At 67.0% G+C, this 16,969-nt stretch carries 14 protein-coding genes; 8 read left to right on the top strand and 6 right to left on the bottom strand.

Annotation, left to right across the window (positions count from 1 at the left end):
- Window positions 1-27 precede the first annotated feature (27 nt).
- Window positions 28-1,644 carry a bifunctional phosphoribosylaminoimidazolecarboxamide formyltransferase/IMP cyclohydrolase gene (gene purH / locus G572_RS0108595; RefSeq protein ID WP_029058116.1) on the bottom strand — a complete coding sequence of 539 codons (1,617 nt, stop codon included), beginning with the start codon at window positions 1,642-1,644 and terminating at the stop codon, window positions 28-30.
- Window positions 1,645-1,870: 226 nt separating this feature from the next.
- Between purH and G572_RS0108590 the strand changes: the two genes are divergently transcribed.
- From G572_RS0108590 to G572_RS23155, 3 genes are read left to right on the top strand one after another with little or no spacing between them, the layout of a single operon-like run.
- Window positions 1,871-3,469 carry a flavin monoamine oxidase family protein gene (locus G572_RS0108590; protein WP_029058115.1) on the top strand — a complete coding sequence of 533 codons (1,599 nt, stop codon included), beginning with the start codon at window positions 1,871-1,873 and terminating at the stop codon, window positions 3,467-3,469.
- 19 nt (window positions 3,470-3,488) lie between these two features.
- A complete protein-coding gene (locus tag G572_RS23160) occupies window positions 3,489-3,935 on the top strand; it encodes a c-type cytochrome (protein WP_051242034.1) in 447 nt (148 codons plus the stop codon).
- 4 nt (window positions 3,936-3,939) lie between these two features.
- Window positions 3,940-4,686: a c-type cytochrome gene (locus tag G572_RS23155; RefSeq protein WP_051242032.1), complete on the top strand. Its 747-nt coding sequence runs from the start codon at window positions 3,940-3,942 to the stop codon at window positions 4,684-4,686.
- Between the two features lie 43 nt (window positions 4,687-4,729).
- Here G572_RS23155 and G572_RS0108575 read toward each other — a convergent pair whose 3' ends face one another.
- The 5 genes from G572_RS0108575 to htpX form a co-directional block, all read right to left on the bottom strand.
- Window positions 4,730-6,478, bottom strand: coding sequence for a heparinase II/III family protein (locus G572_RS0108575; RefSeq protein WP_029058114.1), 1,749 nt, complete (start codon window positions 6,476-6,478; stop codon window positions 4,730-4,732).
- Between the two features lie 278 nt (window positions 6,479-6,756).
- A complete protein-coding gene (locus G572_RS0108570) occupies window positions 6,757-7,284 on the bottom strand; it encodes a GNAT family N-acetyltransferase (RefSeq protein ID WP_029058113.1) in 528 nt (175 codons plus the stop codon).
- Between the two features lie 4 nt (window positions 7,285-7,288).
- On the bottom strand, window positions 7,289-7,840 hold the full coding sequence (locus G572_RS0108565; RefSeq protein ID WP_029058112.1) for a helix-turn-helix domain-containing protein: 552 nt from the start codon (window positions 7,838-7,840) through the stop codon (window positions 7,289-7,291).
- Between the two features lie 146 nt (window positions 7,841-7,986).
- Window positions 7,987-9,399 carry an RsmB/NOP family class I SAM-dependent RNA methyltransferase gene (locus tag G572_RS0108560; protein ID WP_051242030.1) on the bottom strand — a complete coding sequence of 471 codons (1,413 nt, stop codon included), beginning with the start codon at window positions 9,397-9,399 and terminating at the stop codon, window positions 7,987-7,989.
- 168 nt (window positions 9,400-9,567) lie between these two features.
- Window positions 9,568-10,521 (bottom strand): zinc metalloprotease HtpX, encoded by a 954-nt coding sequence (htpX, locus tag G572_RS0108555; RefSeq protein WP_029058110.1) that lies wholly within the window; start codon window positions 10,519-10,521, stop codon window positions 9,568-9,570.
- 200 nt (window positions 10,522-10,721) lie between these two features.
- Here htpX and G572_RS0108550 point away from each other — a divergent pair, with 200 nt between their 5' ends.
- From G572_RS0108550 to G572_RS0108530, 5 genes are all read left to right on the top strand, one after another.
- Complete coding sequence (locus G572_RS0108550; RefSeq protein ID WP_029058109.1) at window positions 10,722-10,970, top strand: DUF1674 domain-containing protein; 249 nt, start codon at window positions 10,722-10,724, stop codon at window positions 10,968-10,970.
- Between the two features lie 201 nt (window positions 10,971-11,171).
- The gene (locus G572_RS23150; RefSeq protein ID WP_051242028.1) at window positions 11,172-12,392 is read left to right on the top strand and encodes an aminotransferase class I/II-fold pyridoxal phosphate-dependent enzyme; all 1,221 of its coding nucleotides are present in this window, start codon (window positions 11,172-11,174) and stop codon (window positions 12,390-12,392) included.
- A 4-nt stretch (window positions 12,393-12,396) separates the two neighbouring features.
- Complete coding sequence (locus tag G572_RS0108540; RefSeq protein WP_029058108.1) at window positions 12,397-15,144, top strand: FtsK/SpoIIIE family DNA translocase; 2,748 nt, start codon at window positions 12,397-12,399, stop codon at window positions 15,142-15,144.
- A gap of 115 nt (window positions 15,145-15,259) precedes the next feature.
- On the top strand, window positions 15,260-15,910 hold the full coding sequence (locus G572_RS0108535) for an outer-membrane lipoprotein carrier protein LolA (RefSeq protein WP_029058107.1): 651 nt from the start codon (window positions 15,260-15,262) through the stop codon (window positions 15,908-15,910).
- Between the two features lie 63 nt (window positions 15,911-15,973).
- On the top strand, window positions 15,974-16,966 hold the full coding sequence (locus G572_RS0108530; protein WP_169391298.1) for an ATP-dependent carboxylate-amine ligase: 993 nt from the start codon (window positions 15,974-15,976) through the stop codon (window positions 16,964-16,966).
- Window positions 16,967-16,969 lie beyond the last annotated feature (3 nt).

The following is a 16,969-nucleotide window of genomic DNA, read 5'->3' as shown; positions in this document are numbered from 1 at the left end:
GCACGCGCCGCGCGTTTCCATCGTCCGTCAGTGGCGGAAGTGCCGCATGCCGGTGAAGACCATGGCGAGCCCGGCTTCGTCGGCGGCGTCGATCACCTCCTGGTCGCGCATGGAGCCGCCCGGCTGGATCACGGCGGTCGCACCCGCCTTGGCGGCGGCGAGCAGGCCGTCGGCGAAGGGGAAGAACGCGTCGGAGGCCACCGCAGAGCCGTGCGTGCGCGGTGCGTCCCAGCCGGCCGTATCGGCGGCGTCCTGCGCCTTCTGGGCGGCGATACGCGCGCTGTCGATGCGGCTCATCTGGCCTGCGCCGATGCCAGCCGTTGCGCCGTCCTTCACGTAGACGATGGCGTTGGACTTCACGTGTTTCGCGACACGGAAGGCGAATTTGAGGTCGGCCAGCTCCTGATCGCTCGGCTGGCGCCTGGTGACCACCTTGAGGTCGAGATCGTCGACGATGCCGGTGTCACGGTCCTGGACCAGCAGGCCGCCGGCAACCGACTTGACGATCCGTCCGCCCGCGCGCGGGTCGGCGAGCCCCCCGGTCAGCAGCAGGCGCAGGTTCTTCTTCGCCGCGACGATGCGGATGGCTTCCTCGCTCGCGTCGGGTGCGATGATCACCTCGGTGAAGATCTTGACGATTTCGGTGGCGGCGTCCGCGTCGAGCGGGCGGTTGAGGGCGACGATGCCGCCGAAGGCGGAGACGGGATCGCAGGCGAGCGCGCTCTCATAGGCCGCGCGCAGCGTGTCGCCGACGGCGACGCCGCAGGGATTGGCGTGCTTGATGATGGCGACGGCTGCGGACGCTGCCGGATCGAACTCGCTGACCAGCTCGAAGGCGGCATCCGTGTCGTTGATGTTGTTGTAGGACAGCGCCTTGCCCTGGACCTGCCGGGCGGTGGCGACGCCGTTGCGGCGTTCCGGCGTGGTGTAGAAGGCCGCCTGCTGGTGCGGGTTCTCGCCGTAGCGCATCACCGAGGACAGCTGGCCGCCCATCGCCACATGCGCGGGTGCCGGCTCGCCGATCGCGGTGGCGAACCAGTTGGAGACGGCCGCGTCATAGGCAGCGGTGCGGGCGAAGGCCTTCTGTGCCAGGCGCTTGCGCAGTTCCTGCGGCACCTGGCCTTCATTGTGGTCCATGGCGTCGATCACGCCGGCATAGTCGGCCGGATCGCTGATCATGGTCACATAGGCGTGGTTCTTGGCCGCCGCGCGGGTCATGGCCGGGCCGCCGATGTCGATGTTTTCGATGGCGGTCGCGAAATCCGCGCCGCTCGCCACCGTTTCCTCGAAGGGATAGAGGTTCACGCAGACGAGGTCGAAGCCCTCGATGCCGTGCTCGCGCATCGCGGCCGCGTGGTCGGCGTCGTCGCGGATCGCCAGAAGGCCGCCGTGGACATTGGGATGCAGTGTCTTCACCCGGCCGTCCATGATTTCCGGAAAGCCCGTGACCTCGGAAATATCGCTGACGGCAAGGCCTGCGTCGGCAAGCGCCGCGCGGGTGCCGCCGGTGGAGACCAGCGAAACGCCCCGATCTGCAAGCGCCCTGGCGAAGTCGACCAGCCCGGTCTTGTCGGAGACGGACAGGAGCGCGCGCTTGACGGGGACCAGTTCGGGAACGGGGATGCGTTTCGACGCCACGGCCATGTGGATTTTCCTTCGACGGTTGGGCATTGGGAGATGGTCCAAGCGCCTAGCATGAAGCTCGGGTTTCGGGAAGCCGGCGATGGTGGAAAGCCGGCGAAAACGCGCCGGGCGGTGCGATTCATGGTGACATCGCCCCTCCGCCGGGTCGGTCCCGCAGAATTCTCGGAACAAACCGGATCCTGCAGCTGTTGGAGAGGTGCCATTCAATGACGTTGCAAGGTGCCCTATGTCTGACACCCCTTCCCGCCCGTCCCGCCGAGCGCTGCTGAAGATGATCGGGCTTGCTGCAGGGTCCGGCTCCATGATGAGCGCGATGACGAGCCTCGGTCATGCCCAGCAAAGCCCCTACCGCGGGCCGCCGGAGCTGAGCGGTGCCCCTGAGGGCGCCTCGGTTGTCGTTCTGGGTGCCGGTCTTGCCGGCCTGTGCGCGGCGCTGGAATTGCGCAATGCGGGCTATTCGGTGCGGATCCTGGAGTATCAGGCACGCGCCGGCGGCCGGTGCTGGACGCTGAAGGGCGGTGACCGGATCGAAGAGCTTGGCGGCTACACGCAGGACGTCGGGTTTTCCAAGGGCCAATACATCAACATTGGCCCGTGGCGCATCCCCCACCATCACCGGGCGCTGCTCGATTACTGCGAGCGGCTGAATGTGCCTCTGGAGGTGTTCGTTCAGGAAAACCAGAATGCCTATCTGCATTCGGCCGATCATTTCGGGGGCAAGCCGGTGCGCTACGGTCATGCCTGGGCGGATTACGTCGGCCAGATCTCGGAACTGCTGGCAAAGGCCACCAACAAGGGGGCGCTGGACCAGACCGCCAGTGTCGAGGACACCGAGATCCTGCTGGAATCGTTGACCTCCTTCGGAGTGCTCGACAAGAACCATCGCTACAGCCGCAATCTCGACACCGCCGAATACCGGGGCTACCCCGATGCCGGCGCGCCTGGCGGGGGGCTCTGGGATGCCGCGCCGGAGCCGTCCGAGCCGATCGCCTTGAACGACCTGCTTACGTCGCGCTTCTGGCAGTACATGCGCAACCACACCACCTACCGGCATCATGCGCCGATGTTCCAGCCTGTCGGCGGGATGGAGCAGATCGCGCAGGCCTTTCAGCGGGAGGTCGGCGACCTGATCACCTACAATGCCCGTGTGACGCGGGTCGTGCAGGGCGAGGACGGCGTGACCGTGGACTTCGACAAGGTCGGTGGCGACGGCGAGGGTGGGCAGGTCGCGGCGGATTATTGTGTCTGTACCATTCCCTTCACGATCCTCAGCCAGCTGGATGTCGATGTATCACCCGAGTTGCGCCGCGTGATGCGGCAGTTGCACTATCACGAGGCGGTCAAGGCCGGACTGGAATTCAAGCGCCGGTTCTGGGAGCGCGACGAGCAGATTTACGGCGGCATCACCCTGACGGACCTGCCCATCGCCGAGATCAGCTATCCCTCCAACGAGATGCATTCAAGCGGGCCCGGTGTGCTCCTGGGCGCTTACGTCTACGGCCCGCAGGCCTATGCCTACAATTCGATGGCGCCCGGGGAGCGTCTGGAATCGGTTCTCTCGCAAGGGGCGCAAATTCATCCGCAGTATCGCGAGGAATTCTCCACCGGCGTTGTCCTGAGCTGGCACCGGGTTCCCTGGATGCTGGGCTGCTACAGCAATTGGGACGAGCGCGGCCGCGACTATGAAATCGCCGCGACGATGGACAAGCGCTTCGTGTGTGCGGGCGAGCATATCTCCTATCTTCCCGGCTGGCAGGAGGGCTCGCTGTTGTCGGCGCTCGATGCCATCCGGCAGGTGCATGACCACGCGACGAGCGCGCCGTGAGCGTCGAAGGAGGCTTTGCATGACCCACGTTGCACGTTGCGCTCTTGTCGTCGTTTTCGCCTCCGTCGGCTTTGCCGCATGGTCGCAGGATCATGACGCGCCGGCCAGGCCCGGCACGCATGACCTGGGATCGACCGTCGACCGGTTCACCGACACGGATGGCGCAACGCTGTTTCGCCGTGCCTGTTCGGGCTGTCACGGATCGGATGGCGAAGGCGTTTCGGGCGCGGCGGCCTATCCCGCCCTTGCCGGAAACGCGCGCATGAGCACCGCCCGGTATCCGGTCAATCTCATCCTCGAAGGCAATGGCGCGATGCCGTCCTTTGCCGAATGGCTCGACGACAGCCAGGTGGCCGCAATCGTGAACTTCCTGCGCAGCAACCTTGGCAACAGCTACCAGGGAGAGGTGACGGCCGAGGCGGTGGCGCGGATGCGCAAGGAATTTGCCGAACTTGAGGGAGGGTGAGCGCATGTCGCTGTTTGCTCGGCTTCGCCCCGTCTTGCTGTGGACCTCGATTTTCATTGCGTCCGGTTCCGGACAGGCCGTGGCCCAGGACGCGGACCGGGGATCGTCCGGACTGTTCGGGTTTGGGGAGGAGGCAGCCGCGCGTTTCGACGATGCGCGCATCGCGCGGGGGCGCGAGATCGCCACCGGCGGCGCGGTGGCAGGCGGTGTCGACATGAAATGCATGGCTTGTCACGGCCTGAAGGGCGAAGGCACCGGGATCGTGCCGGGGCTGGCGGGTTTGCCCTATGATTATCTCTATGCCCAGCTTGCCGCCTATATCGGCGGCGAACGGGTCAACGACGTGATGGCACCCATCGCGGCCCGTCTTGCGGAGGCGGAGAAAACGGCGGTTCTCGCCTATTACGCGAGCCTGCCCCGCCCGGAAGGCAAGCCGCCGGCCGATCTCGACTGGCAGCTTGCGCGATCCGGCGAATTGCTGGCCTATGCCGGGCGCCGTGCCCCCGACGGACGCGATGTGACGGCCTGTGTCATGTGTCATGAGGGGATCGGCGATCTTGCCGAGATCGCGATCGCGCCGCCGCTGGAGGGGCAGCCCGCCGCCTACATCGAAGCCCAGCTGACCGCCTGGAAGGCGGGGAAGCGCAGCGGCAGCCCTCTCGGTGTCATGGAACGGATCGCCGATGCGATGACCGATGCGGAGATTGCCGCAGTCGCTGCCTTTTATGCCAGCCGGACCCCGTCGGACTAGGCTTCCTGCGCAAACGCCGCTTCCGCAAAGCCCTTCCAGCGCTCTAGATGTCGAGCTCCTCCGCGCCCGCGTCGCTGACACGGCGGCGGTTGGCGCGCGGTGTCGCTGTGCGGCGGAACTGCCACGCCGCCTCGCGGCGGTGGGTGACACGCCCGTAAACCACGATCTGTTCGCTGCGCCTGTGGCCATAGGCATCCGACAGATACACGGACTCCTCGATGACCGTCTCGCAGCCCGGAGCGACGAACTCCCAGGCCTCGCCGTCGGGCGAAACGATCAGGACGGCCGTCCCGGCACGCACCGCGCTTGCCTTGAGCGCGGGGTGAAGGTGGAACCTGAGCGCGAATTCGTCGCCGCGCACGGACTTGCCGGTCGGCATGAAGCGGTCGATGCCGTCCAGAACGCTGCCGTCGGTGGCCAGTGTGAGGTCGCGTTCATGAATCAGGCGGTGGCTTTCCTGGTAGCCGTTGTGACTGGCGACGACGCGCGCCCCGTCGGGCCCGTCCTCCCGGGAAACGGGAACGGCCGTCGGCCCGGCGACGATGGGCGCGCCGAGCCAGTCGCGGTAACGCGGGTCGGAGAGGAACCGCGCCGACGAGGTGTCGTCGATGGTTGCGGTGGAATGGGCGGCGGTGGCGCGCGAAACCGCGCGCCAGGTTCCGCGGTCGGAGGACGACACGCCGCAATTGACGACAAGCCGCGTGCGACGCGACGAAAGCTCGAACGACAGGCAGCCGGCATGGGCGTTCAGACTGAGCACGGGCGGTGGCGGGCAGCCGGTTTCCATCAGCACGACCGTGTCGCCGGCGCTGAGCCGCTGATAGCCGGAATGCGGCGCATTGGTCGGTGGCGCGCCGCGGGCGTCATCATAGGCAAGGATCGTGGCCACGAGATCCGCCGGGGTCGGCCCCATGCCGTTGAAATGCGCGAAGGCGCCGTCACCGTGCCGGAAGAAGCGGATCATCGGCATCATTCGGTCGATGGATTGCATCACCGCCTGGGGCGTCGGCAGCCCCTGAACGGTCAGTGCATGTCGGACTGGCAGAAGATCCACCAGGATATCGAGAAGGGCAGCGGGATTGCGCGACACATGACCGCCGTCGGCGAGGATCTGGCGGGTCAGCTCCTGGTCGAGGCGGCGCAGGCTCTGGCGCACGTAGCGCCCTTGTCCGGACATGGAGACGGTGGCCGCCGCAACGGCGATCGCCGCGGTGAGGCGCGGCACGCCGTCCGGTGTCTCGTTCATCGTGCGTCTGAGATAGCGCACCTGACGGGCCAGCGCGCGCAGGAAGCGGCGATAGAACTCCCGGTCGCAGTCTTCCAGGATGAGCGGCGACTGCGACAGCCAGGCGAGCACCCGGCGGGCCACCACCGGCTGTTCCCAACCGATCTCGTGCCAGTAACCGCAATAGCGCATCCAGTCGTCGACGAGCGCGCGGGCATTCTGGCGCGCGACCACGGTGTCGGCGGCCTTGAGGTGGCGCAGCCAGCCGAAGCCGTGCAGCGCCCGCGCCCAGTCGCGCGACGGCGGCTCGACCTCGAAGGGCGAGCGCCCGTTCGCCTCGATCTGCTGGCCGGCGAAGACGAAGCGGCCGGCGTAGATGTCGGCCGCGTTGGTGCCGTCGGCGGTGCGCAGGTCTTGCGGTGCGATCAGCAGGCGCGCGGGCGCGCCCGAGAACGGTCGCCAGCGAAACAGGGGGCCGCCGTGAACCCATCGCAATACGGACTGCCAGGCCGTATGCGCGAGAAGACGCCAGACCCGTGCCCGTTCGGCCACTGATAATAGCGTCATTTCGATTGGTTTCCCTCCAGCCCTTTGGGCGTTGCGCGCAAATCCTTTCGCGACACGTGTTCGCATGATGGACGAGTCTCACGGATTAAGGTTAGCGATCCGTTACAACTTCCCGCAGGATTCGACATGTATCTCTGGAAATGCCCGGGTTTTTCGCGATTGCGCGGCGGCCGTAGCGTCAGCGCCGCATCGACGGACGGTGGCGTCCTGGTGGCGTTTCCGCCCCGGGACCGGCCGGACGGCCTGTTGGCGCGGGACCTGAAACCGACTGCGCGGGATCAAAGCGCCTTGTACATGTAGGTGGTCGAATGAAGCTTGCGGCCGTCGGGGTCGAGCGCGAAGCCCGGCACGATGCCGGACTGTCTGTAGCCCAGCGAGGCGTAGAGGCTCTGGGCCGGATCCCCGGTCCTTGTATCGAGGGTGATCAGCGTCTTGCCCCGTGATCTGGCGTGGGTTTCCAGCGCCTGCATCAACGACCGGGCGATGCCCTTTCGCCGGTGCTCTGGGTGCACGGCCATTTTCGAGACCTCGCAGCGATGCGGCTGATTGGGCGGAAGCATCGTTTCCAGCTGCACGGTGCCGACCACGGTGTCGCCGGAAACGGCCGCCAGCAGCAGCCTGTTGCCCCGGCGGACCTCCGGCAATACGCGGCTTTCCCAAAAGCGCCGCGCCGCCGGACGGTCGAAAGGCTGCAGGAAGCCGATCGCCGCGCCGGCGTTCACGCTGGCGACGAGGATGGCCGAAAGATCGTCGAGGCGCGCTTCAAGCGCATCGCCGAAGAGATGTGCGATTGCGATGTTTGACATGAGATCAGCCCAGGACAAGAAGATAGGCGGCAGGCGCCGCGCGGGTTTCGAACCGCGAGGCGCCGAACAGCCGATAGCGCAGACAGTCCCCCTGTGAGAGCCCGTAGGCACGGCCGTCGATTTCGACGGTCAACTCGCCGTCCAGCATGACCAGGTGGTGTTCCTGGCCGGCGACGGGCGGTGTTTCATAGTCGATGCGGGTGTTTGCCCGCAGCTCGCAGCGGAGCACCTCGGCGGCAAGATCGCGGTTCGGTGGCGAGACGACCCGGCGGGTGTAGCCGATGTCGTCATCGGCCCATGTCGTCTGCTCGTCGCGTGCAATCAGCGCCTGAAATCCGCTGTCCAGCGGCGCAAGCAGCCGGGTCAGGGTCAGTCCGAACGCGGAACACAGCTTAACCAGCACCTGCGTGTTGGGGCTGACCTCCGCATTTTCGATGCGCGACAGTGTTGCCCGACTGACCGAACTCCTGTCCGCCAGATCCTGCAGCGTCCAGCCTTGGCGGGTCCGCAGTGTCCGGATCCGTTCGGCGAGCCTGGCGTCCGGGTCGCGCACCATGGAGCTTCTCACTTTTGAGCAAATCTCTCATATATGAGATATACGGCCGCCGATACTGCGTCAAGGGTCGCGGCAGACGCGCCTTTTCAGCCGATGGCTCCCGACGTGCGAACCATCCACGCACCGAACGGCAAACCTTTTGGGAATCAGCCGTCCGCGCCTGTGGCTGTGCGGCGCACGAGGCGTGCTGCGAAGAACCCGTCGAGCCCCCCGCTCGCGGCCGGGTCGCGCGCGAGCGATGACGGAAGCGTGCGCAGGTCGCCGGCGTCGGTCACCGTTCCGGGCACGCCGGTTTCCGTCTCGAGAACGGGCGCACGCCGGAAATCCGGATGGGCTGCGAGAAACGCCTCGACCTGCTTTTCGCCCTCGGCCGGTTCCAGCGAACAGGTGCAATAGACAAGCGTTCCGTCGGGCGCGAGCCAGCCTGCCGCCCGCTCGAGCAGGGCCGCCTGGCGTTCGGCGAGCGCGTCGATGTCCTCCTTGCGCCGGTTCCAGGCGACCTCCGGGTGGCGGCGGATCGTACCGGTCGCGCTGCAGGGGGCATCGAGCAGGATTGCGTCGAAAAGCGTATTCGGATCGTGTTCCAGCAGATCGGCGGCCACAACCTCCGCGGCGAGCCCAAGCCTTTCGAGATTTTCCGAAAGCCGCGCCAGCCGTTTTTTCGAGATGTCGAAGGCGGTGACCTTCGCGCCGGCCTGTGCGAGCTGCGCCGTCTTGCCGCCGGGCGCGGCGCAAAGATCGGCAACATGCTTGCCTGCCACATCGCCCAGAAGCTTTGCCGGCAGGCTGGCGGCCGCGTCCTGCACCCACCACGCGCCGTCGTCGTATCCGGCAAGCGCCTCGATGCGTCCGCTGGCCTGCGCCAGGCGGACCGTGTCGCGCGCGACAAGCGCTCCGCCGAGCCGTTCCGCCCAGGCTTGCGGGTCGGACTTCACGGTGAGATCCAGATTGGGCTCGTGCTGGTGCATGGCGGCCATCGCAAGTGCGACGTCCTCGCCATAGGCCTTCTGCCAGCCGGCGAAGAGCCAGACCGGCGTGTTGCGCCAGGTTTGTCCGGTCTTTTCCAGCAGTTCGGCGCAATTGTCCGACATGCGCCGCAACACGGCGTTCACAAGACCCTTGTAGCGGCGGGTAACCGGGTCGCGTCCGGCATCGGCGACCGCGATGTCGACGGCGGCGCGGTCGGGCACCTCCATGAACAGGATCTGCGCGCCGGCCACATGCAGGATGTTCATGACGGCGCCGGTCTTTTCCGGGATCGGCCGGTCGAGCAGCAACTGGAGGACCGCCGCGATCTGGCCCCGTCGACGCAGCGCAAGGCCAAGGATCGCACGCACCAGCGCGCGGTCCTTGTCGCCCAGCGTGTGCAGGTCGGGGTGTCCGCGAGCGTCGTGAAGTTCCTCGTCCAGCGGACGCCGGCCGTGGATCACGCGTCCGAGCACTTCGGCCGCGATCTTGCGTGCCTTGAGGCCCGGGGTTTCCCGGTCCGGCACCTTGCGCCCCGTCTGGGGCTTGCGGTGGTTTGCGGTCGGGCGGCTGGGCGGTCTGGTGTTCGGCACGATGGGCGCGGTCTTTCGGTTCGGCGTCGCTCCGGGGCGCCGGATCTGGCGCGGTACTGACGGACGCGGAGCGCAATTGCGTGAGCCTGCGCATATGCCCCGGCCGGTGCGGTCTTCACAAGGGCGAATTCCATTGCCGGCGTTGCGTGAGGTGTCCGGCCCCGCCCGTCAGCCCCAGGGGCCGCGGGGCGTTGCCGAGCGGGTTTCGCGCCGTCCCGAGCGTCGGCCCCAGGGGCCGGGAGGGTCGGTGCGCACGGGACCCTCGGTGCGTGTGCCGCCTCCCCCGCCTGCCATTTCGCGCAAGGCACGGATGCGGTTTTCCGTATTCGGGTGCGTGGAAAACAGATTGTCCATGCGTTCGCCCGACAGCGGGTTGATGATGAACATGTGGGCGGTTGCCGGATTGCGTTCCGCATCCGGGTTGTGAATGCGGGCCGCGCCGCCGGCGATCTTGTCGAGCGCGGAGGCGAGCCAGATCGGATTGCCGCAGATTTCGGCACCCAGTCGGTCGGCGGCATATTCGCGCGTGCGGCTGATCGCCATCTGCACCAGCATCGCCGCCATCGGGGCGACGATCATCATCACGATCACCCCGACAAAGCCGAAGGGGTTGTTGTTGTCCCGGTTGCCGCCGAAGAAGAAGGCGAAATTGGCCAGCATGGAAATCGCACCCGCTATCGTCGCGGTGATCGTCATGATCAGCGTGTCGTGGTTCTTCACATGCGCCAGCTCATGCGCCATCACTGCGGCGACCTCCTCCTGGGACAAGGAGTTGAGCAGGCCGGTGGTGGCCGCGACGGCGGCGTTTTGCGGATTGCGCCCGGTGGCGAAGGCATTGGGCTGGGGGTTGTTGATCAGATAGACCTTGGGCATCGGCAATTCCGCCCGTGCCGCAAGCTGGCGCACCATGGCGAAGAGTTCCGGCGCCTGGCGTTCGTTCGCCTCGACCGCATGGTGCATCTTCAGCACCATCTTGTCGGAGTTCCAGTAGCTGAAAACGTTCATCCCGGCCGCGATCAGGAAGGCGATCACCATGCCCGACTGGCCGCCGATGAAAAACCCGAGCCCCATGAAGAGCGCGGTCATCGCGGCAAGCAGAAGTGCCGTGCGGAAATAGTTCATCCGTTTCAACCCTGTCTGGCGGCCTGGCCGCGTCGGTTACCGTCTTCTCCCCCGGGCGCATCCGCCGGCGGCGTTGCGGCCATGTGGCGATGCGCCCTATATGTTGGCCGAGACGAACCGTTGCGCAAGAGACCGGCCCGTGTTTCGTGCAAGTCCGGCTCCTGCATCGAAGGCTGAAACCGCGAGGGACACCCGCCATCATGTCCAGCACCACCGAAAGCGAGACCGCATCGTCCCCGGCACCGGAGGCCGCGCCCGAGGCCCCCGCCCCCCGGCGTTTCGAGGACCTTCCCGAAGCGGCGCAGCGCGCGTTGAAGGAAGCACAGGCCCGGCGCAAGGAGATCGATGCGCGTCAAAAGGCCCTTCCGCGCGAGATCGACGGGCGCGGCGGGCTGGAGCCGACGCGTTATGCGGACTGGGAGATCAAGGGCATCGCCAGCGATTTCTGACCGGCACCGGTCTGGGGCGTTTGCGCCCGGCGCTTTCCGTCCTTGGTTAATGAGGGATTTACCAACCAACGATAGGCTTTGCGGACAAACAAGACCGCCTGGAACCGAAGGCTGCCGCCTTTCCGGGCTTTGGTCGAATGATTTCAATATCTTGGGTTCCGCGTCCGGTTGACGGCGCGGAGCGGGAGAAGTCAGGTTCGCATGTCCGTTTCGCCCATTCGCACTGTCCAGTCCGGTCCCGGCCTGCCCTCCGCCAATCCGTTCGAGCGGCTTGCGGCGCTGATTGAGGGCGTGACGCCCGGTGCAGACCCCATCGTGATGACCATCGGCGAGCCGCGTCATCCGATTCCCGCCTTTACCGGTGACCTGTTGGCCGCCAATCTGGCCGACTTCAGCCGCTATCCCAACATTCGCGGCACCGACGATTTCCGCGCCGCCGTCTCGCAGTGGCTCGATACCCGCTATCGCCTTGGCGGCACGCTGGATGCGGCGCGCGGCGTGTTGCCGCTGAACGGATCGCGCGAGGGGCTGACCTTCGCCGCCCTCGGCGCGCGCGATTATCTCGCCAAGACGACCGACCGTCCGGCGGTCCTGATGCCGAACCCGTTCTACCAGACCTATGCGGCCGCCGCCCATGTGGCCGGAGCCGAGGCCGTCTATCTGGATGCGGGCGCGGAGACGGGCTTCCTGCCCGATCTCGATGCGCTGTCGCCGGAGCTTCTCGAGCGCACCATCGCCTTCATCTATGCCTCCCCCGCCAATCCGCAGGGCGCGGTTGCCGATCTCGCGACCTGGACGAAGCTGATCGGGCTTGCCCGCAAGCATCGCTTTTTCATCGTCGCCGACGAGTGCTATTCCGAGATTTACCGCGAGACGCCGCCGCCGGGCGTGCTGGAGGCAGCCCATGCATTGGGCGACGGTTTCGCCAATGTGATCAGCCTGAATTCGCTGTCGAAACGGTCGAACCTCGCGGGCCTGCGCTGCGGCTTCGCCGCCGGCGATCCGGCATTTCTGGCGAGCTGGTCGCGGTTTCGCGGCCTGGCCGCGCCGCAGGTGCCGATGCCGCTTCAGGCGGTGGCCGCAGCAGCCTATCGCGACGAGGCGCATGTCGTGGAAAACCGCCGTCTTTACAACGAGAAATACGCAAGCGCGGAGCGGATCCTCGGATCGCTGTTTCCCGCACTCGTGCCGCCGGGCGGATTTTTTCTGTGGCTCGATGTCGCCAGCCGGGGCGGCGGCAGCGCGGTTGCGAAAAGGCTCTGGGCAGAGGCCGGTGTGAAGGTGCTGCCGGGCGACGTGCTTGCGGTGGACGCAGGTGCGGGCAATCCGGGCGCGGATTTCATCCGCCTTGCGCTGATCGACGATCTTGCCACCGTCGAGGCCGGCCTCACGCGTGTCCGCAGCGTTCTGGGAGGGTCTTGAGATCATGCGCCGCGCCAACCCTGCTCGCTCCGGCCGTGCCGCAGCCCTCGGGCTGGAAGACACCGAAGCGCCTCTGAAGCGTTTCCTGAAGCGCAACATGATCGGCGCCGCCGGTCTCGCCGTGATCGCGGCCAGCGCTGCCCTTGCCTCCGCGCTGGCCACCTGGTCGGTCACCGATCCAAGCTTCAGCCATGCGACCACCGCGCCGGTGCGCAATGCGCTCGGCTGGCCGGGTGCGGTGATCGCGGATTTCTTCATGCAGGCGATCGGGCTTGCGGCGGCGGTGTTTCTCGTGCCCGTGGTCCTGTGGGGCTGGCGCCTGTTGTCGGCGCGCGCAAGCGGCATCGCCGTGCGGCGCCTGGGCGCCTGGGCCGCCGGGACGCTCCTGGCGGCCGGCGCGCTTGCCGCCCTGCCCGTTCCGACAAGCTGGCCGCTGCCGACGGGGCTTGGCGGGTTTCTCGGCGATTTCGTCCATATGATCCCGGCTCTCCTGACCGACGACCTGACGCCCGGCATGGCGATGATCGTTGGCGGGCTCGGCCTTGGCGTGCCGGCGACGATCCTGATGCTGCGCGCCGCCGGCTGGCTCGGGCGCGAGCCGGTGCAGGTGCTGGAGCCCCTGCCGGAGCCGTCGCGCCATGCGCGCAGCGTCGGCGCGGTTCCGGACTACGATGGGGACGACGACGAGGACGACCACGGCGGCGGACGCTGGCAGGCGGTTGCCGGGGCCGTCGCGCACATGGGTTTGCTTGCCGGTGCGACCGCACGCCGGTTGATCTCGCGCCGGCGCGGCGCGGCGCGCAGCCGTGACGGCTTCGATCTCCAGCCCTACGACGACGAAGACGACGGCTGGGACGATGCGCCGCAGGACCTTGCCGATGAGGACGATCCGGTCGGCCGCCACGGTGGCTTTTCCGCGCTGCGCCGCAAGCTCGCCGACCGCCTTATGCCGCCGGAAGACGACGGGCTGGACGCGTTTTATCCGCAGGACCACGAGCCGGAGATCGCCGAACCCGCGCCACCCGCTCCGAGCCTCGACGATCTGCCCGACCTTGACGAGGACGATGCGGAGGCCGGCGGCCCGATGTCCACCCCATTGCCGCGTGCCATCGCCGGACCGGCGAGCCGTGACGCGCAGCCCGCGGGGCGCGTTGTGCCGCCGGCGGGACGTCCGCGGCCCGGCAAACGCGTTGCGGCGGAAGCGCAGCCTTCCTTCCTGCGTCAGCCCGGGGCCTACGAGCTGCCGCCGCTGCATCTGCTGGCCGAAGCCAAGAACGGCGGCCGCCAGACGGCGGTCAACACCGATGCGCTGGAACAGAACGCCCGCATCCTGGAAGGCGTGCTGGAGGATTTCGGCGTGCGCGGCGAGATCATCGAGGTGCGCCCCGGTCCCGTGGTGACGCTTTACGAACTGGAGCCGGCCCCCGGCATCAAGTCGAGCCGCGTCATCGGTCTGGCCGACGACATCGCCCGCTCGATGAGCGCGATTTCGGCGCGTGTCGCGGTCATTCCGGGAAAGAACGCCATTGGCATCGAGCTTCCCAACCAGCGCCGTGAAATGGTGCTGCTGCGCGAGCTTCTGGCGGCCAGCGACTACGAGAAGAGCAAGGCGAAACTGGCGTTGACGCTCGGCAAGACCATCGGCGGCGAACCGGTGATCGCCGATCTGGCGCGCATGCCGCATCTGCTCGTCGCCGGCACCACCGGGTCGGGCAAGTCGGTGGCGATCAACACGATGATCCTGTCGCTGCTCTACCGGATGGAGCCGGATCAGTGCAAGCTGATCATGATCGACCCGAAGATGCTGGAACTGTCGATCTACGACGGCATTCCCCACCTGCTGACGCCCGTCGTCACCGACCCCAAGAAGGCGGTCGTGGCGCTCAAGTGGACCGTCCGCGAGATGGAGGAGCGCTACAAGAAGATGTCGAAGATGGGTGTGCGCAACATCGACGGCTTCAACACGCGCGTTACCCAGGCGCTGGAAAAGGGCGAGGTCTTCACCCGCACCGTGCAGACCGGCTTCGATCGCGACACCGGCGAGCCGATCTTCGAGGATGAGGAGCTGCCGCTGGAGAAGATGCCCTATATCGTCGTCATCGTCGACGAGATGGCCGACCTGATGATGGTGGCGGGCAAGGACATCGAGGGTGCGATCCAGCGTCTGGCGCAGATGGCGCGTGCCGCCGGCATCCATCTGATCATGGCGACGCAGCGCCCGTCGGTTGACGTCATCACCGGCACGATCAAGGCGAACTTCCCGACCCGTATCTCCTTCCAGGTCACCTCCAAGATCGACAGCCGCACCATCCTCGGCGAACAGGGGGCGGAACAGCTTCTCGGTCAGGGCGACATGCTCTACATGGCCGGCGGCGGGCGCATCCAGCGCGTGCACGGGCCGTTTGTCGCCGACGATGAGGTCGAGCATATCGTCACCCATCTCAAGCGCCAGGGCACGCCGCAATATCTGGAAGCGGTCACGGCGGAGGACGAAGTGTCCGACAGCCCCTACGACCAGCTCGCCGGTGGCGGCAGCGGCGACGAGGGCAACGACCTCTACGACAAGGCGGTGGCGATCGTGCTGCGCGACAAGAAAGCGTCGACGTCGTACATTCAGCGTCGCCTGTCGATCGGCTACAACCGCGCCGCCTCGATCATCGAGCGGATGGAGCAGGAAGGCCTCGTCGGAGCCGCCAACCACGCCGGAAAGCGCGAGATCCTCGTGCAAAACGGGGTGGAGGACGATTTTTAAAATCGTCTCTCGTCGCAACTTCGCCACAGCCGCCTGCTAGCGCAACGGCAGATTTGATGGCACGATTTCCCCGCCTCCCCCCGCGAGGCGGGTCCATTCGACGGAGCCTAACCGCATGACATTCGCCCGCCGCAGCTTCTTGCGCCTTGCCTCTGCCGCGATTGCCGCGACCGCCCTGCTGACGCCGTTCGCGCCGGCTGGCGCCGCCGCGCTCAACGCCCAGCAGAAAGAGACGCTTTCCGAGGTCAACACCTACTTCAACTCGGTGAAGACCATGCACGGCGACTTCATCCAGTTCGGCCCGAACGGCGAACGCGCGGAAGGCAAGTTCTACCTCGCCCGTCCGGGCAAGATCCGCTTCTATTACAATCCGCCGTCCAAGGTGGATATCGTTGCCGACGGCAAGTCCGTCTCGGTGAAGGATCGCAAGCTCGCGACCCAGGACATCTGGCCCTTGTCGGAAACGCCGCTGCGCTTCCTGCTGGCGGAACAGATCAATCTCGCCGCCGATGCCGATGTCGCCGGCGTTTCGGTCGAGCCGGACCTGGTGACGGTGGTTCTCTCCGACGACACCACCTTCGGTTCCGGCAAGCTGACGCTGATCTTCGACGCAGAATCCACCGAACTGAAGCAGTGGACGGTGACGGACGCGCAGGGCTACGACACGTCCGTTGCGATCTACAACACCACCGTCAACGGCCCGACCAATCCGAAGCTCTTCCGCATCGACTACAATGCGAACATGATGCAGCGACGGAACAACTAGGCCGCACACGCCTTGGACGCCGTCCCGCCTTCCCTTCCCCGGCCTGCGACCAGCCCGCTCTGGGTGGATATCCTGACGCGCCTGTGCCGCACGCGCGGGGCGCGGATCGAGGTCGAGCCGCTCTATGGCTATGCCGGCGCGATCACGGCCGCCGACGGTCGGCGGTTCATCTTCAAGGGTACCAATTTCGACATCAACGGCGCCGGCGCCTCCGCGCTCGCCAAGGACAAGGACTATGCCGCCCGTTTTCTGGCGGCGGCCGGCCTGCCCGTCCCCCGCTCCCTGCTCCTGCACTCTCCGCGCCGGGTCGCCGCGCTGGCGCTGAAGAACCCGGCCGTCGCCGCGCGCCTGCCGCAGGTCGAGGCGGCAGCCGACTTCGCGCGCGAGACCGGCTGGCCGGTCTTCGTCAAGCCGAACGAAGGGTCGGAGGGCGACGGCGTCACCAGGGTCGCCGATCAGGACGCGCTTTGCCGCGCGCTCGACGGGCTTTTCGCGGTTCACGAACGCGTGCTGGTGCAACAGGCGGTTTCCGGTGCGGATCACCGGGTGATCGTGCTCGATGGTGTCGTGTACGGCGTCTTCCGCCGCTCTCCCCTCTCGGTCACCGGCGACGGGCGGCTGAGCATCGCGGAGCTTGCGCAGGCGGTCCTTGGCGGGTTCTCTGCCGGCGGCAAGGGTGCGCGCGTGGTGCTCGCCGATCCGCGGATCGCGGCGCATCTCGCAGCGCAAGGCCTCACACTTGCAAGCGTGCCGAAGGCGGGTGCCCGCGTCGAGCTGCTGCCCAACGCCAATCTGTCAACCGGCGGGGGCGCGGAAGATGTCACGGAGCGCGTCGGCGCGGCTGTCGGCGATCTCGCGATCCGGGCGGCGCAAGCGCTGGGCCTGCGCTTTGCCGGCGTCGATCTCCTGCTGGAGGGGGCAGACGCCACGGATGCCTGCGTGCTGGAAGTGAACTCCGCGCCCGGCCTGTCCTATTTCCACCGTCTCGGAGAGGCCGAAGCCGCCCGCGTCGAGGCGATCTACGAAGCCCTGCTCGACGCGATGCTGGACGGCTAGCAG

Source organism: Stappia stellulata DSM 5886, from assembly GCF_000423705.1.
Classification (GTDB): Bacteria; Pseudomonadota; Alphaproteobacteria; order Rhizobiales; family Stappiaceae; genus Stappia; species Stappia stellulata.
This window is presented reverse-complemented; position numbering and strand designations above follow the sequence as displayed.